Origin of the sequence: Streptomyces antarcticus, from assembly GCF_026627255.1 — a bacterium.
Lineage (GTDB): Bacteria > Actinomycetota > Actinomycetes > Streptomycetales > Streptomycetaceae > Streptomyces > Streptomyces antarcticus.
Genome location: NZ_JAPNLM010000005.1, coordinates 270,600 through 290,838, shown reverse-complemented (window position 1 = coordinate 290,838; position 20,239 = coordinate 270,600). Strand labels below are relative to the sequence as shown.

The 20,239-nt window shown below is 74.6% G+C and carries 20 protein-coding genes, 3 pseudogenes and 1 riboswitch; of the genes and pseudogenes, 15 read left to right on the top strand and 8 right to left on the bottom strand.

Annotated features, from left to right (window positions below):
• Positions 1–38: 38 nt before the first annotated feature.
• The gene (locus OTB16_RS11250; protein WP_267719916.1) at positions 39–767 is read left to right on the top strand and encodes a YoaK family protein; all 729 of its coding nucleotides are present in this window, start codon (positions 39–41) and stop codon (positions 765–767) included.
• Here the strand turns inward: OTB16_RS11250 and OTB16_RS11245 are convergent.
• Complete coding sequence (locus OTB16_RS11245) at positions 736–1,680, bottom strand: tellurite resistance/C4-dicarboxylate transporter family protein (protein ID WP_267719912.1); 945 nt, start codon at positions 1,678–1,680, stop codon at positions 736–738. The two genes, OTB16_RS11250 and OTB16_RS11245, sit on opposite strands and share 32 nt — an antisense overlap.
• 119 nt (positions 1,681–1,799) lie before the next feature.
• On the opposite strand from OTB16_RS11245, the gene OTB16_RS11240 reads away from it, so the two are divergent.
• From OTB16_RS11240 to OTB16_RS11225, 4 genes are all read left to right on the top strand, one after another.
• Complete coding sequence (locus OTB16_RS11240; protein ID WP_267719910.1) at positions 1,800–2,192, top strand: TOBE domain-containing protein; 393 nt, start codon at positions 1,800–1,802, stop codon at positions 2,190–2,192.
• Positions 2,193–2,202: 10 nt separating this feature from the next.
• Positions 2,203–2,991 carry a sulfite exporter TauE/SafE family protein gene (locus tag OTB16_RS11235; protein ID WP_267719908.1) on the top strand — a complete coding sequence of 263 codons (789 nt, stop codon included), beginning with the start codon at positions 2,203–2,205 and terminating at the stop codon, positions 2,989–2,991.
• Between the two features lie 138 nt (positions 2,992–3,129).
• Positions 3,130–3,309, top strand: a complete 180-nt coding sequence (locus OTB16_RS11230) for a CsbD family protein (protein ID WP_267719906.1) — start codon at positions 3,130–3,132, stop codon at positions 3,307–3,309.
• A gap of 149 nt (positions 3,310–3,458) precedes the next feature.
• Positions 3,459–3,674, top strand: coding sequence for a hypothetical protein (locus tag OTB16_RS11225; protein ID WP_267719904.1), 216 nt, complete (start codon positions 3,459–3,461; stop codon positions 3,672–3,674).
• A 29-nt stretch (positions 3,675–3,703) separates the two neighbouring features.
• On the opposite strand, the gene OTB16_RS11220 is transcribed toward OTB16_RS11225, so the two are convergent.
• Complete coding sequence (locus tag OTB16_RS11220; protein ID WP_267719902.1) at positions 3,704–4,042, bottom strand: MFS transporter; 339 nt, start codon at positions 4,040–4,042, stop codon at positions 3,704–3,706.
• A riboswitch (cobalamin riboswitch) is annotated at positions 4,043–4,267 on the top strand.
• Between the two features lie 135 nt (positions 4,268–4,402).
• Between OTB16_RS11220 and OTB16_RS11215 the strand changes: the two are divergent.
• Positions 4,403–4,546, top strand: a pseudogene (locus OTB16_RS11215) (hypothetical protein); the annotation flags it as partial.
• Between the two features lie 138 nt (positions 4,547–4,684).
• Positions 4,685–5,356 carry a serine/threonine-protein kinase gene (locus OTB16_RS11210; protein WP_267719900.1) on the top strand — a complete coding sequence of 224 codons (672 nt, stop codon included), beginning with the start codon at positions 4,685–4,687 and terminating at the stop codon, positions 5,354–5,356.
• Positions 5,357–5,944: 588 nt separating this feature from the next.
• Here the strand turns inward: OTB16_RS11210 and OTB16_RS11205 are convergent.
• Positions 5,945–7,294 (bottom strand): lysine N(6)-hydroxylase/L-ornithine N(5)-oxygenase family protein, encoded by a 1,350-nt coding sequence (locus OTB16_RS11205; protein ID WP_267719898.1) that lies wholly within the window; start codon positions 7,292–7,294, stop codon positions 5,945–5,947.
• Between the two features lie 526 nt (positions 7,295–7,820).
• Here OTB16_RS11205 and OTB16_RS11200 point away from each other — a divergent pair.
• Positions 7,821–8,300, top strand: a complete 480-nt coding sequence (locus OTB16_RS11200) for a hypothetical protein (RefSeq protein ID WP_267719896.1) — start codon at positions 7,821–7,823, stop codon at positions 8,298–8,300.
• A 164-nt stretch (positions 8,301–8,464) separates the two neighbouring features.
• Here OTB16_RS11200 and OTB16_RS11195 read toward each other — a convergent pair whose 3' ends face one another.
• Both OTB16_RS11195 and OTB16_RS11190 read right to left on the bottom strand, forming a co-directional pair.
• Complete coding sequence (locus OTB16_RS11195) at positions 8,465–8,920, bottom strand: NUDIX domain-containing protein (protein WP_267719894.1); 456 nt, start codon at positions 8,918–8,920, stop codon at positions 8,465–8,467.
• A gap of 31 nt (positions 8,921–8,951) precedes the next feature.
• A complete protein-coding gene (locus OTB16_RS11190; protein ID WP_267719893.1) occupies positions 8,952–9,455 on the bottom strand; it encodes an MFS transporter in 504 nt (167 codons plus the stop codon).
• Positions 9,456–9,576: 121 nt separating this feature from the next.
• Here OTB16_RS11190 and OTB16_RS11185 point away from each other — a divergent pair.
• From OTB16_RS11185 to OTB16_RS11170, 4 genes and pseudogenes are all read left to right on the top strand, one after another.
• Positions 9,577–10,559 (top strand): annotated as a pseudogene (locus OTB16_RS11185) (helix-turn-helix domain-containing protein); the annotation flags it as partial.
• 374 nt (positions 10,560–10,933) lie between these two features.
• On the top strand, positions 10,934–11,356 hold the full coding sequence (locus tag OTB16_RS11180; protein WP_267719892.1) for an SAV_915 family protein: 423 nt from the start codon (positions 10,934–10,936) through the stop codon (positions 11,354–11,356).
• Positions 11,356–12,705: a diaminopimelate decarboxylase gene (gene lysA / locus OTB16_RS11175; protein ID WP_267719891.1), complete on the top strand. Its 1,350-nt coding sequence runs from the start codon at positions 11,356–11,358 to the stop codon at positions 12,703–12,705. The genes OTB16_RS11180 and lysA overlap by 1 nt, the downstream gene beginning before the upstream one ends.
• A 60-nt stretch (positions 12,706–12,765) precedes the next feature.
• Entirely contained in the window at positions 12,766–13,317 is a 552-nt protein-coding gene (locus OTB16_RS11170; RefSeq protein ID WP_267719890.1) for a GNAT family N-acetyltransferase, read from the top strand.
• A gap of 193 nt (positions 13,318–13,510) precedes the next feature.
• Here OTB16_RS11170 and OTB16_RS11165 read toward each other — a convergent pair.
• Positions 13,511–13,972 (bottom strand): annotated as a pseudogene (locus tag OTB16_RS11165) (hypothetical protein); the annotation flags it as partial.
• 255 nt (positions 13,973–14,227) lie between these two features.
• On the opposite strand from OTB16_RS11165, the gene OTB16_RS11160 reads away from it, so the two are divergent.
• The 3 genes from OTB16_RS11160 to OTB16_RS11150 are packed head-to-tail and all read left to right on the top strand — an operon-like array spanning position 14,228 to position 16,529.
• A complete protein-coding gene (locus OTB16_RS11160; RefSeq protein ID WP_267719889.1) occupies positions 14,228–14,863 on the top strand; it encodes an ATP-binding cassette domain-containing protein in 636 nt (211 codons plus the stop codon).
• Entirely contained in the window at positions 14,860–15,726 is an 867-nt protein-coding gene (locus OTB16_RS11155; RefSeq protein WP_267719888.1) for a metal ABC transporter permease, read from the top strand. The genes OTB16_RS11160 and OTB16_RS11155 overlap by 4 nt, the downstream gene beginning before the upstream one ends.
• A complete protein-coding gene (locus tag OTB16_RS11150) occupies positions 15,684–16,529 on the top strand; it encodes a metal ABC transporter solute-binding protein, Zn/Mn family (protein ID WP_267719887.1) in 846 nt (281 codons plus the stop codon). Before OTB16_RS11155 ends, OTB16_RS11150 begins: the two co-directional genes overlap by 43 nt.
• A gap of 105 nt (positions 16,530–16,634) precedes the next feature.
• Here the strand turns inward: OTB16_RS11150 and OTB16_RS11145 are convergent, their stop codons facing one another.
• Complete coding sequence (locus tag OTB16_RS11145; protein ID WP_267719886.1) at positions 16,635–18,332, bottom strand: class I adenylate-forming enzyme family protein; 1,698 nt, start codon at positions 18,330–18,332, stop codon at positions 16,635–16,637.
• The gene (locus tag OTB16_RS11140; protein WP_267719884.1) at positions 18,329–20,119 is read right to left on the bottom strand and encodes a CoA transferase; all 1,791 of its coding nucleotides are present in this window, start codon (positions 20,117–20,119) and stop codon (positions 18,329–18,331) included. The genes OTB16_RS11145 and OTB16_RS11140 overlap by 4 nt, the downstream gene beginning before the upstream one ends.
• Positions 20,120–20,239 lie beyond the last annotated feature (120 nt).

Genomic DNA, 20,239 nt, shown 5'->3' with positions numbered 1-20,239 from the left:
CACGGCACGGCACGGCAGGCAGGGTACGGGAGGACTTCATGACGTCAGGCACCCGTCGCGGCATCCTGCGGCCGCTGGCCGCACTGCTCTTCCCGCCCGGTCCGCAGGGCCCCGGCGGCCCGCACGGGGTGCTGCCGCCGCTGCTCGTCGTGCTCACCTTCGTGAGCGGGGTGGTGGACGCGGTGAGCTACCTCGGGCTCGACCATGCCTTCGTCGCCAACATGACCGGGAACGTGGTCTTCCTCGGCCTCGCGCTCGCCGGGGACCGCACGCTCTCGGCCCCGGCCACCCTCCTGGCCCTCGGCGCCTTCGTCGTCGGCGCGGGGGCGGCCGGCCGGCTGCTCCCCGGCGGGACGGCGGAGCGGGCGTTCGGGCCGCTGGTGGCGGTGCAGGCCCTGCTGGTGTCCGCCGCCCTCGCGATGACGGCGGGCGGCACCGGGCAGCTGGCGGTCGTCGCGCTGCTGGCCCTCGGCATGGGGCTGCAGAACGCGGTCGTGCACCGGCTCGGCGTCCCCGATCTGACCACCACCGTCGTCACCCGCACCCTGACCGGCCTCGCCGCCGATCCGTGGGGCGCGGCCTCCGTACGCCGCCTGGTGTCGGTCGGGGCACTCGTCTGCGGGGCGCTGTCCGGGGGCCTGCTGATGCTGCGGCACGGGTCGCGGTGGGCGCTGCTGGCGGCGGTCGCCCTGCTGGTCTGGGTGGCGGTCCTGGGGTGGTGGAGGCGTACGGAACTCAGCCCGGCCGCCCCGCCCGGCGGGAGGTGACCATGGCGGCGAGGGTCAGCAGCCAGGCGCCCACGGCGATCCAGAGCAGCACCTCGCCCAGCGGGCGCAGCCAGCCGATCCCCACCGGGCCGGCGGCTGAGAGGCAGGCGGTGGCGGTCATCCCGAGCGGGAAGACGGTCGACCAGCGGCGGATGTCGTACCGCGTCCGGGGGTGGCGCAGCTCCGCGGCGAGGAGGACGGCGTACCAGGCGAGGGACACGGCGAGGGTCACGAGCGTGACGGCACGCAGGGCCTCGTGCGCGGGACCGGTCCACACGGGTGACGCCGTGAGCTTGGAGCCGGCCAGGGCGGAGATGGACAGCGCGCCGCCCGCTACCCAGTGGTCGCCGGCGCCGCCGGCCACCTCGCGCAGGTCGAAGTGGCCGAGGGCCCGGGCGTAGAGCAGCAGTCCGAGGCAGAAGGCGGCGAGCGCCGCCCAGGCCGGCCAGGTAAGCGACAGGGCGACGGCGAGGACCGCCGCCAGGACGGCGAGCCCCTGGGTGGCCACGCAGACGAGGAAGGCTACGCCGGGCATCCGCCGCCGCCAGTGGCGTACGACGTGGAGCATCAGCCAGGGCCACAGGGCGGCTGCGACCGCGAGCAGTACGACCGCGGCGCCCTGCCAACCGAGTCCGGAGATCCGGGTGCCGATCACGGTGGTGGCGGCGACGGCGGTGAGGCCCGCCGGGGTGTCCGCCTCGGCCCGGAACCGGCCGCGGTCGCCGATCAGCCGGGTCGTGAAGTCGATGCCGAGTACCAGCCACAGCACCACGGCGACGGCCAGCGCGGCCAGGGACAGCGCATCGCGCCCGACCAGCTCCAAGCCGACGGAGAGGATGCCGGTCGCCATCACGGCGGCCCCCGCCGCGGGCGGGAGCCCGGCCCACCAGCCGCGCTCGGGGAGAGGGCTCACCCCTCCAGCGGACACCACGGGCCGGCGCCCCGCCAGCGGGGACACGGAGCCGGGCGGGGCCCCCGGGCACCTGACCGGCAGCGGCCGGGCGGGTGGGGCCGCTGAGTAGGGTGGGGCGCATGGAGTCCTACACGATCGGCCAGGCGGCGCGGCTGCTGGGCGTCAGCGTCGACACCGCCAGGCGGTGGGCGGACGCCGGGCGCTTCCCCACCCGGCGCGAGGCCAACCGCCGCATCGTCGACGGCCCGGACCTGGCGGCGTTCTGCGTGGAGGCGGGCCGGGAGGGCGCCGAGGACGAGGACCCGTCCCACACCTCCGCCCGCAACGCCTTCCCCGGCATCGTGACCGGGATCCGGCTCGGTGACGTGTCGGCCCAGGTCGAGGTGCAGGCAGGCCCGCACCGGGTGGTGTCGCTGCTGACCAGGGAGGCGGTCGAGGAGCTGGGGCTCGAGGTCGGCATGCGGGCCACGGCGCGTGTGAAGTCCACCAGCGTGCACGTCGACCGCGGCTGAGCCGACCGGGGTGGACTGGGGGACGATCCTCGGCGGCCTGGCCGCCGGGCTGCTGATCGCCGTCGTGACGGCGCCGGTCGGGGTGTCAGGGGCGGTATTCCTGCTGCCCGTACAGCTGAGCGTGTTCGCCGTGCCCAGCCCGGCCGTGACCCCGACGAACCTGCTGTACAACGTCGTCGCCGGGCCGGGGGCGCTCCTGCGGTACCGGCGCACCGGTGCGCTGCGGGGGCCCCTGGTACGGCAGTTGGTGCTGGGCACACTGCCGGGTGTCGTACTCGGCGCGGTCGTCCGGGTGTTCGCCGTGCCCGGGCCGGGCGTGTTCCGCGTACTGGTGGCCGTACTCCTGTTGCCGCTGGGGGTATGGCTCGTCGTACGGACCCTCCGGCCGGCCCGGCGGCCGGCCGGTTCCGGTTCCGTGCTGCGCCCGCGGACGGTCACCGGGCTGGCCCTGGCCGTGGGGGTGGTCGGCGGGATCTACGGCATCGGCGGCGGCTCGCTGCTCGGTCCGGTCCTCGTGGGGCGCGGCATGCCGGTCGCGCGGGTCGCCCCGGCGGCGCTGGCCGCCACCTTCGCCACGTCCGTCGTGGGAGCGGCGGCGTACGCGCTGCTGTCGCTCTCCGGCTCGGACGACATCGCGCCGCACTGGCTGCTCGGCCTGTCCTGCGGCGCGGGCGGGCTCGTCGGCGGCTATCTCGGCGCGCGGCTGGCGCCGCGCCTCCCCGACCGGGCGCTCCGGCTCCTGCTCGGCACGCTGGCGGCCTCGGTCGGCGCCCTGTACGCGACGGGGACGCTGGGCTGAGGGGCCGGTCGGCGCGAGCGCGCGACGCTTGCACATCGTGGTGCGATTCGCCCGTTGTTCCGCCGAATTGCACCGACGTCGATCCGGACGCATGGTGAGCTTGCGTGACCAATCTCCCCAGGAAGGAACGACCTCATCATGAGCAAGGCGAAGGCGAAGGCCAAGCAGGTCAAGGGCAAGCTCAAGGAGACCGCGGGCAGCGCCATGGACGACAAGAAGATGCAGACGGAAGGCAGCACCGAGCAGATGAGCGGCAAGGCCGAGGGGATGGCCACGAAGGCCGGCGACAAGATGAAGAAGGCCAGGGGCACCCACTGACGCTCCGGCCCACGCAGTGAAGCGGCGCCCGTCACCCGTACGGGCGCCGCACCCGACTCTCCACCCGTGCTGACACGTACGCCCCCTCGGCGCGTCCCGGTCGACCCACCGGGCACGCGCGAGGGGCCACCCCTGCCGAAGGGACCGTCGTGATCTTCACCGTGCTCCTCGTGCCGCCCCTCCTCCTCTGCGTCATGCTCGCTCTCGGCCGCTACGAGGAGCACATGTTCGATCCCGACCGGCTGCGGCCGGCGACGCCGCGACGCCATCTGACCCCCGTGCCCGAGGCGGAGGCGGAGGCAACTCCCGCGCCGCCCGCGGCCCCGGTCATCCCACCGGTGATCCCCGGCAGCCAGGCCGCCTGAGCCGCGCCCCGGACGGGCGCGGAGCCCCTTCAGGCGGGCGTGAGCGCCAGGCGCCGGATCGGGCGTACGGCCAGGAGAGCGAGGGCGCAGCCGAGTCCGATCGCGGCCCCGGCCGCCAGGAGCCGGTGGACGCCGAAGACGGCGCTGGCGGGACCCGCCAGCACCTGCCCGAAGGGAACGGCCAGGATCGATCCGGCGACCTCGTAGGCGGCCACCCGGTTGAGCCGGTCGGCGGGGATCCGGGTCTGTACGGCCACTGCCCACTGGACGCCCCAGAAGGCCCAGCCGAGCCCGCTCAGCCCGTACCCGAGCATCAGCAGCGGCAGCTCGGGAACCAGCGCGGCCGCGAGCGGCATCAGCGGGAACATGGTGTGGCTCCCGCAGCTGGTTCGCCCCCGTCAGCCGGACGGGACGCGCCGTAAGAGGGAACCCGGTGGGAATCCGGGACTGCCCCGCAGCGGTGAGCGGGAACGACCGCCGTCATACGCACTGGACCCGGGACGGGTCTGGGAAGCGACGGCCAGTAGGTGCCCGCCGGGAGACCGGCAGGCGTGCCCGCGAGTCCGAAGACCTGCCCGTTGCCCGTGCGCGATCGACCGCGCGCGGTTTCCCGGTGACCTCGTGGGCGGGTCGGCGTGCTTCAGGCGGATCCTCCCGTCGCGTACCAGCCGTACGCGACCCCGGCGGCCCGCCCGTTCCGGCACCCTTCGCGCCCTCGGCCCTCACCGGGCTTGGAGGCCATCCCCGTCGAACGGCTCTGTGTCAACCTCGACTGCGGCCTGAAGACCCGTGGCTGGGCGGAGACCCGGGCCTCGCTGGAGCACCTCGTGGCGGCCGCCCGCGAGATCCGGGCGGAACTGCCCTCCTCCTGAATGCGGTTGGGCCGGGCCAGGCGGGGGTTACCCGGCCGGCCCGGCCCGGCCTTTTTCCCGGGGCATATTCGACGGCCTGATCCCCCCTTTCTCCCCCGCGCTCACACTCTTAGGTTAGGCTTACCTAAACATAGGGGTGTGGGGATGCACGAGAAGGCGCGACGCCAGTCACAGCAGGACGAGTGGGCCGACGAGGTGGTGGCCCGGCTGGGTTCGCAGGAGGACATGGACCGGGCACTGCGCGACGCGCTGCGGCGCACGCCCAGCCAGCGTGAGGAAACGATTGCTCGCATGGCGGACGCCCTGCGCGGAGCCGCCCAGGGACTGACCATCCCCGGGTGCGCGGCCGCCGCGGGCGTACCCGAGCGCACCCTGCGCGAGTGGCTGGACCTCGATGCCAGCTTCGCCGCGGCGCTCGGCGCCGCGCATGCGCTGGCCGAGGCCCACGGACTCAGACCGGGAACGACCCCCACGCCCGCCGCACTCCAGCTGATGCTGAACGCGATCCGCATGGGCGCCGCGTGGCCGGCGGCGGCAACCCTCGTCGGGATCTCCATCCGCGGGTTCAACCGACTGCGCGCCGAGGCGCCCCCGGTGGCGGCCCTGATCGCGGCGGCCCAGCGGGCACGGTCGGCGAAGGCGGCCGCCGGCCAGCGGCGCCGGCCGGCCAAGGCCGCGAGCAGCCGGGCGGGGTACCGGATCGTCCGGCTCGACGATCCGCTCCTGTCGCCGGGCGGTCAACCCGGCCTCCGGACCGACGGGTTGAACGCGTTGGACGGGTTGGACGGAGACACCGGGCAACGGGACTGAGCGCCGGAGCGGCGGGACGGAACACGCGTACCGGCCACCTCACCGGACACAGGAACGGACGCCGCGGCGAACACCGGAACGGACACCGCGCCGAGCGCCGGAACGAACGGCCGGGAGAGCCGGCCGTACCCCCGCCCACCATCCGAGCGGCACTTGGGTTGGCCAAGCCAAGCAGGCGATGAGGGGGCGGGTTCTCCGCCGGTTCTCGTCCCGCTCGCGCGCCACCGGCCCGGCCCGGCGCGGCGGTCCGCGGAGCACCGGTACCGAGGAGATCCAGCCGTGGGCCTTGCCGCCATCGACCCCTGTCCCATGCCCGCCCAGGGCACCCTGCCGCATTACGTGGCCCCTTGGGTGACCGACGCCGACCGGGCCGCCCTCCTGATCCACACCATGCAGAACCACAAGCTGCACGCCTTCCCCCGGGGATGCTCCCCCCTCGTGGACCTGGTCGGCAACATCGCCGCGCTGCGGAGCACCGCCCGGCACCTCGGCATGCCGGTCGTCTTCGGCGCCGAGCCGCCGGCCGAACGGCCCGAACCGCGAGCGTCCCGTCCTTCGGTGAGGGGGCGAGGACCCCCTGCGAGGGGCCTACAGGGCGGAACCGATCCCGTCGACGGCCCTGCGGGAGCCCGGCACCGGGGCGCGGCCCCGGCCGACGATCGACTCGAGGATCTCGCCGACCCTGACAGCGGTGTTCGACAGCAGGGAGGACGTGATGCCGTGCGTGTGCTCGGTGCCGCCCTGGAGGTAGACGCCGCAGCGCAGTTCGGGATCGCTCTCGACGCGGTAGTCCCGCTCGACGCGGACGCGCCCCTGGTCGTCGCGGTGGCAGAGCCCCTCGACCTCGCCGAGGAGGCCGAGGGAGTCGGCGGAGCGGTATCCGGTCGCGTAGACCAGCGCGTCCGCTTCCAGCGGCTCCTTGTCCCCCGTGACGAGCGACTCGACCGTGGCGAGCACCTTGGAGGGGGTCTCCAGCACCTCCGTGAGCCGGGACACCCGGAGGAAGCGCAGCCGCCCGGTGCCGAGCACCTTCTCCCGGTACTCCTGGCGGTAGAGCTCGTCGATCAGGTCGATGTCGACCACGGAGTAGTTGGTATTGGCGTGGTATTCGATCAGCTTGCGCTTGATGCCCTCCGGGGCCGCGAAGTAGGCGTCGACGGCGGAGGGGTCGAAGATCCGGTTGGCGAACCCGCTGTCGTCGGCGGGGCTGTAGCCGTAGCGGGAGAAGACGGCGCAGACCTCGGCCTCGGGGAAGCGGCGGTGCAGGAAGGCCACGTTCTCCGCGGCGCTCTGGCCCGCGCCGACCACGACGAACCGGGACGGGTCGGTGCCCTTGAGCGCCTCCACCCGCGTCAGCAGCTCCGACGTGTGCCAGATCCGCTCGGTACGGTCGACCCCCTCCGGCATCCGCGGCCGCAGGCCGGTGCCGATGACCAGGTTGCGGGCCCGGTGGGTGACGAGCTCCGGGCCGGAACGGGCGGTCACGTCCACGTACTCGATGACGCCCTCGCGCACGACGGGCCGCACGGCGACCACTTCGTGACCGTAGGACACCATGTCGTCGACCTTGGCCGCGGCCCACTCGAAGTAGTCGTGGAACTCCACCCGCAGCGGGAACAGGTTCTTGTGGTTGACGAAGTCGATCAGCCGGCCCTTGCTCTGCAGGTAGCAGAGGAAGCTGTACTCGCTCGACGGATTCCGCAGCGTCACCAGGTCCTTGAGGAACGAGACCTGCATCGTGGCGTCGTCGATCAGCATGCCCCGGTGCCAGCCGAACCGCGGCTGCTGCTCGAAGAAGTGGGCGGTGATCGCCTCCTGTCGTCCGACGCCTGCGTTGTGCTCGCCGAGTGCGATCGCCAACGCCACGTTCGAGGGCCCGAAGCCGATGCCGATGAGGTCGTGGATCACTGGCGCGTCGTCAGGAAGATCCTGTGACATGTCACTCCCAATCGTGCGGGGGCAGCCGATTGCCGTGCGTGGGGGAGCCGAGAGCAGGGCACGCCGAAGGAACGACGCCCGAGCGAACTTAGGGCAGGCTAACCTGATCCCCCATACCTGTCGATGGGCACATCAGATCCATTGCTCTCGAACCGCTGCCGGCAGGTCAAGGCTCTCCTCGACGCGCAGGACGGGGGCGGCCGCGTCATCATACAGGACGCTGACCGGCCCGGCAACCGGGCGGTGTGGTCCCGCAGACCCCCACCGACCTGCCCGCCACGCGCCACCGCCGCCATCAGGATCCGCGGTGCTGACGACCTTCCGCCGGGCGGCCCGCAACGCCCGCTTCCAGACCCCGGTCCGCTTCCGCGCCGCTTCCGCGCCCGGCCCCCCGCCCGGTTTCCCGGTGGACCGGGCCGCCTCCTGACGGAGCCCGCCGCCGGTCTACCGGGTGCGGGCACCGGCCGGATGGGGGAAGCTGGCAGGGTTCCCGTGCCGACTGCGGGACGACGGCGAGGAGGGTCTCGTGGACGCTTCAGAAGACGGCCGGCGCGCAGCCCGGTCCGGGTTGCGGACGGCCACGCTGTTGTGTGCGGCCGCGGCGCTCGTGGCGGCGGCCGTCCCGGCCTCCGCACAGACCCGGGCGGCCGCCCGGGCGCCGGTGCCGGATCCGGTCGTGGTCGTGGACTGCTTCTCCGAGGACCAGGTGCGTCCCGATGAGTTCCTGCTGGCCTGCGGCGACGGCAACAACCGCCTCGTGGGGCTCCACTGGGACTGGTGGGGTCCGCGTACCGCGACGGCCACCGGCACCGACATGGCGAACGACTGCCGCCCGAACTGCGCGGCGGGCCTCTTCCTTTCCTATCCCGTGTCCGTGACCCTGGCCAACCCGGAGCCCTGGCCCGACCGTCCCGGCGTGGAGCGCTTCACCACGATCAGGCTCCTGTTCACCGACACCGTGCCGTCGCCGATCCCGAAGGACGTGACGTACAAGCTGGTGTACTGACCCGCGCGAGCAGCCGCCCCGCACCCCCTGGGAGGGGCGAGGGGCGGCTGTTCGCATGGACGGCTCGGCGTACGGACGCCTGGGCGCACGGACGCCTGCCTCCCTGGCCTCCCTGGCCGCCCTGCCTCCTTGGCCGCCCTAGCTGCCCTGCCCGCCCTGCCCGCCTACAGGGCGAGTTCGAGGTAGGCGGCCCGCTTCTCCTCCCGCGCCGCGAGCGCCCGGTTCCAGATGGCGAGGGCGAACGGCGGGATCATGCTCGGAGCGATGTCCTCGGGCCGGCAGAACCGGATCTCGCCGATCTCCGACTCCTGTGGGCGGATGGCCCGTTGCCACTCCGCGTCGAGCACGGGGCCGTCGAAGACGTAGAACACGTGGGAGCCCTCGGGCCTGGTGACCCACGCGGTGACCAGCAGATCGCCGACCTCGAGGTCCAGACCGAGCTCCTCGCGGAGCTCGCGGCGCAGGGCGGCGCTGGGCAGCTCGCCCTCCTCGACGTGACCGCCCGGCAGGTTCCAGCGCTCCTTGCGGACGGGATCGACGATGAGTACGCGGCCCTGCTCGTCCCGGATGGCGGCCGCGGCGGAGGCCGTGGCCGCCACGTGGCCGGCGGATGTGGTCATGAACTGCTCCTGTGATCAATGGCGACGTCGTTCACATTGTCGGCTTCCCGGTGCGGAGCGGGTTTCGTGACCGCCGGCCGAGGGGCGGATCCGGGCGTCGCCGGCCCGCCGGCCCGCCGCCCTCCGCGGGAGCGGCACGGCGCAGCGTACGGATCGCCGGGGTCGCGAGCAGTGCCACGCAGCCCGCCAGCCCCGCGGCCGCCGACACCATGAGCAGCCGCTCCGGGGAGGCCAGCGCGGTGGCCGGCCCCGCCAGCATCTGGCCGAGCGCGATCCCGGACACGGAGCCGGCCTGCTCGTAGGCGGTGACCCGGTTGATCACCGCGGGCGGGGTGTGGGTCTGCACGCTCGTCGCCCACATCACCGACCAGAACGCCAGGGCGCCGCCGCCGAGGGCATGGCACGCCAGCAGCAGCGGCAGACCGGCGCCCAGCGCCACGCAGAGCGGCAGCACGGTGCACAGCACCATCGCCACCGCGCCGGCGGCCAGCGGCCGGGCCGGGCGCAGCCGCAGCGCCAGCAGGCCGCCGAGCACCGTTCCGACGCCGAGGAAGGAGACCGCCAGGCCGTAGGCGTCCGGTCCGAGCCGGGCGCTGCCGAAGCCGCGAGAACTGCCGGAGCTGCCGGAGCTGCCGGAACTACCGAGGCCGCCGGAGCTGCCGAAGACGCCAAAGCCGCCGGAGCCGCACCGGGTCGTCGCCCTGGTGCAGCCCCCGCAGCCGGCCTTCCCGCCGGCCTGCGCGACCGAGGTGTTCGGCGACCACGGCCCGGCGGTACCCGCCCGCTACGCGTTCGAGGTCTGCACCGAGCAGCCCGGCCCGGTGCGCGGACAGGCGGGCTACGACCTGCTGGTCACGACGGTCCTGGACGCCCTGGAGCGCGCGGACACCGTGCTGGTCCCCGGCTGGCAGCAGCCGGCCGGCACCGAGGTGCCGGCGGCGGTGGTCGCGGCGGTCCGCCGCGCACACGGGCGCGGCGCGCGGATCGTCGGCATCTGCTCGGGCGCGTTCGTGCTCGCCGCCGCCGGAGTGCTGGACGGCCGGCGGGCCGCCACCCACTGGGCCCGGGCCGCGGAGCTGGCCGCCCGGTTCCCACGGGTCCGGGTCGACCCCGCGGTGCTCTACGTGGACCACGGCGACGTCGCCACCAGCGCCGGATCGGCGGCCGGCGTGGACCTCTGCCTGCACCTGGTGAGCGCCGACCAGGGCGCCGCCTACGCGATGCGGATCGCCCGGCAGCTGGTGATGCCGCCGCACCGGGAGGGCTGCCAGCTGCAGTACGCCGAACTGCCCACCTCCGGACCGGTCCACGACTCGCTGGCCCCGCTGCTGGAATGGCTGTCCGGACGGCTGGACCGGCCGGTCAGCGTCGCCGAGATGGCCGTACGCTCACAGGTCTCGGCCCGCACCCTGAACCGGCGCTTCTCCGAGCAGCTGGGCGTCAGTCCCGGGCGGTGGCTGCTGGACCGGCGGATCACCGCCACCCGGGCGCTGCTGGAGGAGACCGACCTGCCGGTGGAAACCATCGCGCACCGGTCGGCCTCTCCTCGGCCGCGAATCTCCGCCGGCGCTTCCACGAGGCCCTGCGCACCACGCCCGCCGCCTACCGGCGTGCCTTCCGCGCGGAGGGTCCCGGCTCCGGAGCTGAACGGCGGCCCACCGGCGGGCAGCACCGGCCGGCGGCCCGGGCGCGGACCCGTTTCGGCGCGGTCGCCGAGAACGGCCTGAAATCGTCGGCGCGCCGGCCCCGGCGCCGCGTCCTCCCGACCGGGTGCGGCGTCCTCCCACCCCGGCGCCGCGTCCCCCCGCCCAGGTGCGCCGGACCGGGCCGGGGGCGGTCCCGTCCGGCGCCGGACGTCAGCGATGCGTATGGACCCGGCCACCCGCCGTCAAGGTCCCGTTACCGAGTGGTCGGGGACGGCCCGGATCGGGGATAGCTTCGGGTGTCACGCCCCGGGCCGCCTCACCGCACCCGGGGCGGCAGCCGCCGCTCGTGGTTCCCCTGGGAGGGCCCATGTGTTTGTTCCTGTACGACGACGACCCCGAGCCTGAAGAACGGGTCCCGGCCAGGCCCCTTTACGTGCCGGCCCGGCCGGGTGCAACGGGGGTGGTGGTCCGGCTGTTCCGCACCCCGCTGGGTGCCCGTACCGCTGTCGGCTTCACCGGTCCGGACCGGCTGGCCGGCACGCTCGGTGCGGATCAGGCCTGGATCCGGCTCTCCGGGTCCGCGCTCCGCGCGCTGGCCGAGCCGCTCGGAGCGTCGCTGCTGACCGTCGATCCGACGTTCACCGCTCCCGCCGCCGCCCCGGTCCCTACCGCGGAACCCGCCGCCGTCCCGGTCCCGGCCCCGGTCCCGGAACCCGCCGGGGAACCGGCCCCGAGCACGGCCGAGCCCGTCACCGGGAGCGTGGCCGCGCCCTTGGCCGGGACCCTCTGATGGAGGATCACGTGGTGACGGCCGCCGTTCCCGCCGGGCTGCCGGCCGGCGCCGACGACCTGTCCGTCTGGCCCGCGTCCACGACCCGGCTCCCCGACGGCGACCTGGCGGTCGGCGGGGTCTCCCTGTCCGAGCTGGCCGACCGCTTCGACACCCCGGCCTACGTGCTGGACGAGGCCGAGGTGCGCGGGCGCTGCCGCACCTACCGGGACGCCTTCCCCGACACGGACGTGCTGTACGCCGCCAAGGCGTTCCTCTCCCGTGCGATGGTGCGCTGGGTGCGGGAGGAGGGGCTCGGCCTCGACGTCTGCTCGGCGGGAGAGCTGGAACTCGCCGTCACCTCCGGGTTCCCGGCCGAACGCGTCGTACTGCACGGGAACGCCAAGTCCCCGCGCGACCTGGAGGCGGCGCTGCGGCTCGGCGTGGGACGGATCGTCATCGACGGTCCGTCCGAGATCGCCCGCATAGCGGCCGCCGTCGGCCCGGGGGGCCGGCAGAAGGTGATGGTGCGGGTGGTGCCGGGGATCTCGGCCGGCGGCCACGACAAGATCCGTACCGGGACGGACGACCAGAAGTTCGGGCTGTCCCTCGCGGACGGCTCCGCGCAGCACGCGATAGCCCGGATCCTCGGTCAGCCCCGGCTCGAACTGACCGGTCTGCACTGCCACATAGGCTCGCAGATCACCGAGGTGAAGCCCTACCTGGTGGCCCTGCGCCGCATGGTGGGGCTGATGGCCCGCGTCCACGACGCGCACGGCGTCGCGCTGCCCGAACTCGACCTGGGCGGCGGGCACGGCATCGCCTACCGGCCGGGCGAGCCCGTCCTCGACCTCACCGCCCTCGCCCGCCGGCTGCGCGCCGGACTCATCGAGAGCTGCGCCGCCGCGGGGCTGCCCGTACCCCGGCTCGCCGTCGAGCCGGGGCGGGCCGTCGCCGGTCCCGCGGGGGTCGCGTTGTACCGGGTGCTCGCCGTCAAGCGCACGGGCGAGAAAGTCTTCGTCGCCGTGGACGGCGGGATGAGCGACAACCCCCGGCCCGCGCTGTACGGGGTGCGGTACGCGCCCCGGCTGATCGGCCGCCGCTCGACGGCGGAGCCCCGCACGGCCACGGTCGTCGGCCGGCACTGCGAGGCGGGCGACATCCTCGCGGCCGACGCGGAGCTGCCCGGAGACATCCGCCCGGGCGACCTGCTCGCCGTACCGGTGGCGGGCGCGTACCAGCTGTCGATGGCCTCCGGCTACAACCTGGTGGGGCGCCCACCCGTCATCGCGGTCCACGAGGGCACGGCCACGACGCTGATGCGGCGCGAGACCCTGGACGACTTCCGCAGCCGCGACATCGGCGGCTAGTGCTGTGGCGGTGGTCCAAACGGTTTGCCGCCACCGAGTCCGGTCGGATAGGAAGCTTGCATGCTAAAGGGCGGCAAGGTCGGGCTCAGGGCCCGGCACGACGAAGACATCCCGATCCTGCGGGCCGAGCTCTACGACGACGTGGTCAACACCTCCCGGGCCGAAGGCCGGCCGTGGCGGCCGATCACGCCCGGCTCGCAGGACGCGCGGCTGGTGGTGGACGACAAGGAGCAGGGGCACGTCCCGTTCTCCGTGGTGGAGTTGGACGGCGGCACGCTGGTCGGCACCGCGGTGCTGTGGGGCATCGACAACCACAACCGGTCCGCGCACATCGGGCTGGGAATGCGGCCGTCCTCGCGCGGCAAGGGTTACGGCACCGACGTGGTCGCGGCGCTGTGTCACTACGGTTTCGTCGTGCGCGGCCTGCGGCGGCTGCAGATCGAGACGCTGTCGGACAACGCCGCGATGCTGCGCTCCGCCGAGCGCAACGGCTTCGTGCGCGAGGGCGTCCTGCGCTCGTCGGCCTGGGTGATGGGCGAGTTCCTGGACGAAGTGCTGCTCGGCCTCCTCGTCGAGGACTGGAAGCCGGACCCGCAGGGCTGGGTGCGCTGATCACGGGCGTGACCCACGACCTGGTCGGTGGCGTGGCCCGAACCGCCGAACCGGACCGGACCGCGGGCTCGCCGGGCGGGGGCGGCGAGCCGGTCGGCCGACTGCCCGGGGCACCTGGGGCGCTCGGGCCCGGCGCCGCGTCGGACGGGCAAGGCGGACCAGACGGACCGGACGGACCGGACGGATCTGCCGCCTACTCCTCCGGCTCCCACGCGCGGAGCAGGTCGATCAGCCCTGCGTCTCCGTCGATGTGCACGGAGCCGGCCGGGATGCGTTCGTAGCAGAAGAGGACCAACTCACCGGCCGTGCCGTGGAGGGAGGCGCCGGCCGCGTCCGATTCCCCGCCGGTCGTGGCACCGGGCTCGGGGATGCGGGTGGAGCGTGCTCCGTCGCCGTCGACCGCGAGGCGCCAGGAACGTCCCTCGGCGGCGTGGAAGTCGAAGGTCGTGGGCTTGTGCGGCCAGGCGCTGGGCGTCGCGACGCAGGTGAACAGGAACTCCTCGACACCGTCGAGGGCCACCTCGGCCGGCAGCGGCTCCGGGGCGCCCACCGCGAGTTGGGCGTCGTAGGTGTGCACCGCGGTCTCCTGGACCCGGTGCCGGGCGACCCCACCGGAGTTCCGCGGTGACTGCGACGCGGGCCACCACGTCCAGCAGTCGCTCCTCTTGTGCACGACGGATGTCTATCACCGTGCTCCGGTCACCGGACAGCGATTTGCGCGGTCGCCGCGTCCGGCCGTCCGATCGGGACTCCGGACGGACTCCGGACGGACTTCGGAGGGATTCAGGACGGATTCAGGACGGATCGTGGATCTGCGGGAACCCGGCGGGTCCGCCGCCCGACTACTGCGACGTGGGAGGGCGGGCATCCGCCCGGCCCGCTGACAACCCGGCGGAACGAGGGGCGTGTGATGGGCGGGCTGGATGTGCGCATGCGGGAGGTGGCCTGCCGGCACGGCCGGGTGGAGGCCGTCGGGGACGTGGACCTGGAGATTGCCGCCGGGGAGCGGGTGGCGCTGACCGGGACCAACGGCTCGGGCAAGACCACCCTGCTCCGGGCGGTCCTCGGGCTGCACCGGCAGGTCACGGGCTCGATCCTGGTCGGCGGCCGGAGCACCCGCACCCCCGCGGAGTGGGCCTGGCGGCGCCGGGCCTGCGCCTGGATCCCGCAGAAGCCGGCCGCCGGCCGGTTCCCCCTGCTCGGCGCCGAGCTGCTGGCCAGCAGCGGCGCCGCGGCGGACGCGGCCGAGGCCGCGGACCGGCTCGGGGTGGGGTCGCTGATCGGGCGGCCCCTGCACACGCTGTCCGGCGGCCAGTTGCAGCGCATGTACCTGGCCCGGGCGATCGGGTGCGTGGCCGCCGGGGCCGAGGTGCTGCTGGCGGACGAGCCGACCGCCGCCCTCGACTTCGACGGGCAGTCGGAGGCCGCGGACGTCCTCACCGCCCTGCCGGTGACGCTGGTCGTGGTGACGCACGACCGTGCAATGGCCGCCCGCTGCGACCGGGTCCTGGAGATGGCCGCGGGCCGGCTGCGGGAGGTCCGGTGACGCTCGCCGGCGCCGACCTCGGCGAACTGCTGCGGCTGCTTCCCGTACAGCGGGCCGGGATCGCCCTGCTGCTGGCCGCGATCGGACTGCCCGTCATCGGCGTGGTCATCGTCGGGCTCGACATCATGCCGGTCCGGTTCGCGATGATGCACGTCGCGCTGCTCGGCATCGCCGTGGGCCTGTTGACCGGGCTCGATCCGATGCTGTGCGCGCTGGTGGCGTGCGCCCTCGCGGGCGCCGGGGTCGCGCCGCTCGCCCGCAGCCCCGACGGGCTGTCGGGCGCGATGGGTCTGCTGATGAGCCTGGCGATCGCCGCGGCCCTCCTCCTGCTGGCCGTGTCGGGCGTCAACGCCTCCGGCGCGTTCGCGCTGCTCTGGGGGTCGATCCTGTCCGTGGGCACCCCCGACCTCGTGGTCCTGGGTCTGCTGGCCGTCCTCGTACCGGGCCTGTTCTGGTGGCGGCGGCGCGAGATCGGCCTGCTCCTGTACGACCGCGAGCTCGCCCAGTGCTCCGGCGTCCCGGTCCGGGCGCTGACCGCGGCGCTCCTGGTCCTGGTGGCCGTCGCGGTCGCCGGGGCGATCAAACTCACCGGGGCGCTGCTCGTCGACGCCCTGACCCTGCTTCCCGCACTCGCCGCGCGCCGCCTCGGCAGCTCGCTCAAGTCGATCACCCTCTGGGCCGTCGGCATCGGTGTGGCGGTCAATCTGACCGGCTTCCTGCTGGCCCTGTGGCTGGACTGGCCGCCCGGGCCGGTCCTCGTCCTGACGGCGGGGGCCGTGGTCCTCGCCGTCCATCTCGTCCCCGAACGGAGAATCAGCTCATGGCGCGCACCAGCGTCCGCATCTCTTCCCTCCTCGCACTGAGTGCGGCCCTCTTCCTGACCGCCGGCTGCGGTGGCGACACCGCTTCCGACGCTGCTTCCGACGCCGCTTCCGGTACGGCTTCCGACACCCCCGCCGCGGGCGGCGGCGCGCCGAAGAAGGACAAGCCCGTGGTGGTCGTCACGACCACCTGGGAGGGCGCCTTCGCCAAGGCCGCGGGCGCCGAGGACGTCAAGGTGATCGTGCCGCAGTCCGTGCAGCACGCCCCCGACTACGATCCGAAGCCCTCGGACCTCGCCGCCGTCGCCAAGGCCGACTTCGTGCTGTACGCGCCCTTCGAGCCGTACGCCGCGAAGATCAAGGAGGCGGCGGGCTCCAAGGCGAAGCTGGTCGAGGTGAACCTCGACAACGATCCCGACAAGGTGAACGCCGAAGTCGCCAAGCTGGGTGCGCTCTTCGGCACCGAGGAGGCCGCCGCCCGGTGGAAGACCGGCTTCGACACCGAGTACGCGAAGCTGAACACGGAGCTCCGGGCCGCCTGGCCCGGCGGGAAGGCCCCGTCCGTCGTGACGCAGGTCTTCACGGCGTGGGCGGCGAAACTCGCGGGGGCCACCACGGTGGGCACGTTCGGGCCCGAGGCCGTGACCCCGGCGCGGCTGGCCGAGCTCTCGGCGAAGAAGCCGGCGCTCGTCCTGGACAACGCGCACATGTCGACGGGGACGGTCCTGCCCGACTCGGGCGCCCGGCAGCTGAAGATCGTCAACTATCCGGGGGACGACCTCGACCTGCTGCCCGTCTACCGCAACGCGGCGGCGGAGCTGAAGAAGGGCGCGGGCGCTCCCTGAGCGTTCCGCGCCCGGCGTGAGGCGCCCGGCGTGAGGCGCCCGGCGTGAGGCGCCCGGCGTGAGGCGGTGTGGGGCCCGGCGACATCGTGCCGCCGGGCCCCCGCGTCATCCGGCCTGGGCGAGCGGGGCGATGGCCGCCGCGCCGGTCTCCGGCCGTCCGGCGGCGGCGGCGAGGCGTTCGCGCAGGGCCGCCCGGTCCGGCTTGCCCGCCGCCGTCAGCGGCAGTTCGCCGAGTACGAGGAGCCGCTCGGGGTGCTTGCGCCGTTCCAGGCCGCGCCCGTCCAGGTGGGCGCCGAGGGAGGCGAGGGTCGGGGGCCGGGGGCCCCGGGCCACGACGCAGGCCGCCAGCCGCTCCCCCATCAGCGCGTCGGGGACGCCGACGCAGACCACGTCGCGGACCTGGGGGTGCGCGGTGAGTTCGCGTTCCACCTCGGCGGGGCTGATGTTGGCGCCACCGCGGATGACGATGTCCTTGAGGCGGCCCACGACGTGCAGGACGCTGCCGGCGTCGAGGTAGCCGAGGTCTCCGGTGCGGACCCAGCCGTCGGGCGTGCGGTAGCGGGCGTCCAGGTCGGGGGCGCCGACGTAGCACAGCGGGGTCATGGGGCCGCGCGAGATGATCTCGCCGATGTCGCCGTCGGGCAGCGGTTCGTGGGTGTCGGGGTCGGCGATGCGGATCTCCGCGACCCGGGGGTCGGGGTGGCCGGCGACGACGCCGGTGCCGTCGGTGGGCGGGACGGTGGTGCCGAGGCCGGTGTGGCAGTTGACGCCGTCGGCGGATCCGTAGAGGTTCACCACCGGGCATCCGAAGGCTTTGGCGGCGGCGGCGGCCGTGGTCACGTCGAGCGGCGCCCCGCCGAGGACCAGGGCGGTGGGCGCGGGCAGTTCCTCGCGGGTCTCCTCCAGGCGTTCGAGGATCATGCGGACCATGGTGGGCACGCCGAGGACGTGCGTCGGCTCGTGCGCGCGCACCGCCGCGACCGCCGCCTCGGGCGTGAAGTGGTCGAGCAGGACGAGGGTGCCGCCGTGCCGGGCGAGGGTGACGGCGGTTCCGTTGGAGCCGAAGGCCGAGGCCAGCGGTACGAGGAACAGGCAGCGCGGCGGGGTCCGGTCGGGCATGAGGGAGGCCAGGAAGTTGCCGCGTCCCCCGGCCAGCGCGTTGTGCGAGTACGCGATCATCTTCGGCTCGGCCTCGGAGCCGGACGAGACGAGGATGCGGGCCGCGGTGTCGGGGTCGGGCCGGGCGGGGACGAACCCGCTGGGGTCGCGGCGCATGAGCTCCGCCATCGGGACCGCTCCCCCGGGGGCGGCGCCGGGACCGGCGGCGATGACGTGGCGCAGGACCGGGAGGGCCGGCGCGAGGGTCACCAGGTCGGCGGCGTGCCGGAAGCCGCGGTGCTCGGTCGCGGCGATGACGGCGACGGCCTCGGCCCGGCGCAGCAGGCACTCGGCCTCCAGCGTGCCCCGGCCGACGGGGAAGGGGAGGGCTACGGCGCCGAGGGCGGCGAGCGCGAGGTCGGCGATGACGGCGCCGCGGTGGTTGGGGAGTTGTACGCCGACCACGTCGCCCGGGCCTATCCCGAGGTCTCTGAGACCCGCGGCCAGACATCGCACCTTGCGGTCCAGCGCGGTGTAGCAGAGGGCGCCCTTGGCGTCGATGACGGCGGTGCGGTGCAGGTCGGCGATCTGGCGGGCCCGGAACAGGCTGTAGAGGTCGAGGTCGGGGCAGGTGCCGTCGACGACCCAGGACCGGCGGAGTTCGGCGGGCAGCAGGTCGTGCAGTTCGAGCCGGTCGGCGGTCATGCGAAGCTCCAGGGGTCGGGGACTGCGGGGGCGCCGTGCGCGTCGCGGCTGATCGAGCCGGTGAACCGGGGATCGTGGTGCAGGGCGGCGAGGTCGGTGGTGACGGCGGTGGCCGTCAGACCGTGGTCGCGCAGTTGGGTGAGGGCGTCGGCGGTGGTCAGTTCGCGCAGGTCGTAGGCGGCCGCGGCGGCGGCGCTCGTGTCGGCGGGGGCGATCCAGCCGTCGGCCGTCCTGAGCGGGTGCCGGAACCCGGCCGGCCGCCGGGGGTTCTCGCCGAGGGAGGCCCGGCGCAGGGCGGGCGCGGTCAGCGTGTCGGCGGCCCCGAGCAGGGAGGAGTCCACCCGTACGCCGCGGCCGGTGCGTTCGCGCAGCAGGAGCCCGGCGAGGACGGCCTCGGCGCCGTGCAGGCCGCCGAGCACGTCGAGGAGGGTCATCAGCGAGGGGGCCGGGGGCTCGCCCTCGGGGCGGACGGCCTCGCCGACACCGGTGCGGGCCTGGACCATGAAGTCGGTGCCCATGGGGGCACCGGGGAGGCGGCCGGCCCAGCCGCTGGTGTACGCGTAGACCAACGCGGGGTTGACCCGGGCGAGGTCGTCGGCGTCGAGCCCGAGTTCGGCGGCCTTGCCCGGCGCCCAGTTGTGCAGGAAGACGTCGGCCCGCGCGGCCATCTCCCGCAGCCGGTTGCGGTCGCGCCCGGACTTGATGTCGATCTCCACGGCCCGCTTGCCCCGGTTGAGGGCGAGCCAGCGCGCGGAGGTTCCGGAACAGGCGGGCGGCATGCCCCGGAGCGGGTCGCCACCCGGCGGTTCGACGCGGATGACGTCGGCCCCGAGGAGTCCCAGGAGGTGGGCCGCGAGCGGGGCCTGGATGCGCCGGCCGGCCTCCAGCACGGTCAGGCCGGCCAGCGGCCGGTCGGGGCCGGTCGGGGCTCCCGTACCCGTCGCGCGAGGAGAGCCGGCGCCGGGACCGAGGGGCTCCAGCGACCACGGGGCGAGGCCGTCGTCCTCCCCGGCCCGCTCCGCGAGGGTGCGCAGCGGGCACACCTGGGCTCCGGCGAGGGCCGCGGCGCTGCTGATCCGCGCCATCGGGTGGGACCGCGTCACCGTGTGGAGGGCTGCCGGGAAGGGGGCGCAGGCGGTTGCGTACCGGAACTGGAACGGGCGCCAGCCGGCGCGCAGCGCCCCCGGAGGTGCCTCCAGCGCGCGCCAGAAGGCGGCCCAGGCGGCCGGGTCGAGGGTTTCCAGCTCGAAGAGGACGCCCTCGGCGGAGGTGAAGGGCGGTCCCCCTGGCGCGAGTTCGGCGGCCTCCCCCTCGTCGGCTCCGGTGGCGGCGAGGTACTGGGACACGGCGAGCAGTCCGGCCCGGTCCGCGCCGGTGGCCACGCGGGAGGCGGCGCCGCCCCGGGCCTGGCCCACCAGACCCGCGAGCAGTCCCTGCACGGTCAGGACGGCGGTGGCCGTCGCCGCGTAGTCGGCGGCCAGGCCGCGCGGGCCGCCGTCCCGGCGGCCGTGCACGGCCATGACGCCGGTGGCGGCCTGCACGGTGGCCTCGTCAACGAGGCCGCTCCCGGGGCGTCCCCAGGCAGTGGTCGCGTGGGCCGGTGCGAAGTCACCGCCGGTGAGCGTGGTGCCGCCCGCGGGCCCGTCCCCCGGGTCGGGGTGGCCCGTTCGGGCGCCGAGCATGCGCAGGTGGCTGGCGACGACGCCCGCGATCTGCGGTGGTCCCGAGGTGTCGAAGCGCAGTGTGTCGAGCGGCCGGACCGTCTGCGTGGTGGCTGGTGACGCCATGCCTCTCCTCTCCTGGCGCGGCGGTGGCCGTCGCCCGGGTCTCGCGGAACTCGGGAACCCGGGCGCGTCCGCGCCCGACCAGTTCCACGGACAGACAGTCGGGCAGCCGTTCGCACGGGT

Bases quoted from the DNA above. Each gene is read 5' to 3' on its own strand.
- OTB16_RS11250 (WP_267719916.1), top strand. From the start codon at position 39: ATGACGTCAGGCACCCGTCGCGGCATCCTGCGGCCGCTGGCCGCACTG.
- OTB16_RS11240 (WP_267719910.1), top strand. From the start codon at position 1,800: ATGGAGTCCTACACGATCGGCCAGGCGGCGCGGCTGCTGGGCGTCAGC.
- OTB16_RS11230 (WP_267719906.1), top strand. From the start codon at position 3,130: ATGAGCAAGGCGAAGGCGAAGGCCAAGCAGGTCAAGGGCAAGCTCAAG.
- OTB16_RS11220 (WP_267719902.1), bottom strand. From the start codon at position 4,042: ATGTTCCCGCTGATGCCGCTCGCGGCCGCGCTGGTTCCCGAGCTGCCG.
- OTB16_RS11205 (WP_267719898.1), bottom strand. From the start codon at position 7,294: ATGTCACAGGATCTTCCTGACGACGCGCCAGTGATCCACGACCTCATC.
- OTB16_RS11195 (WP_267719894.1), bottom strand. From the start codon at position 8,920: ATGACCACATCCGCCGGCCACGTGGCGGCCACGGCCTCCGCCGCGGCC.
- OTB16_RS11180 (WP_267719892.1), top strand. From the start codon at position 10,934: ATGTGTTTGTTCCTGTACGACGACGACCCCGAGCCTGAAGAACGGGTC.
- lysA (WP_267719891.1), top strand. From the start codon at position 11,356: ATGGAGGATCACGTGGTGACGGCCGCCGTTCCCGCCGGGCTGCCGGCC.
- OTB16_RS11170 (WP_267719890.1), top strand. From the start codon at position 12,766: ATGCTAAAGGGCGGCAAGGTCGGGCTCAGGGCCCGGCACGACGAAGAC.
- OTB16_RS11160 (WP_267719889.1), top strand. From the start codon at position 14,228: ATGGGCGGGCTGGATGTGCGCATGCGGGAGGTGGCCTGCCGGCACGGC.
- OTB16_RS11150 (WP_267719887.1), top strand. From the start codon at position 15,684: ATGGCGCGCACCAGCGTCCGCATCTCTTCCCTCCTCGCACTGAGTGCG.
- OTB16_RS11145 (WP_267719886.1), bottom strand. From the start codon at position 18,332: ATGACCGCCGACCGGCTCGAACTGCACGACCTGCTGCCCGCCGAACTC.
- OTB16_RS11140 (WP_267719884.1), bottom strand. From the start codon at position 20,119: ATGGCGTCACCAGCCACCACGCAGACGGTCCGGCCGCTCGACACACTG.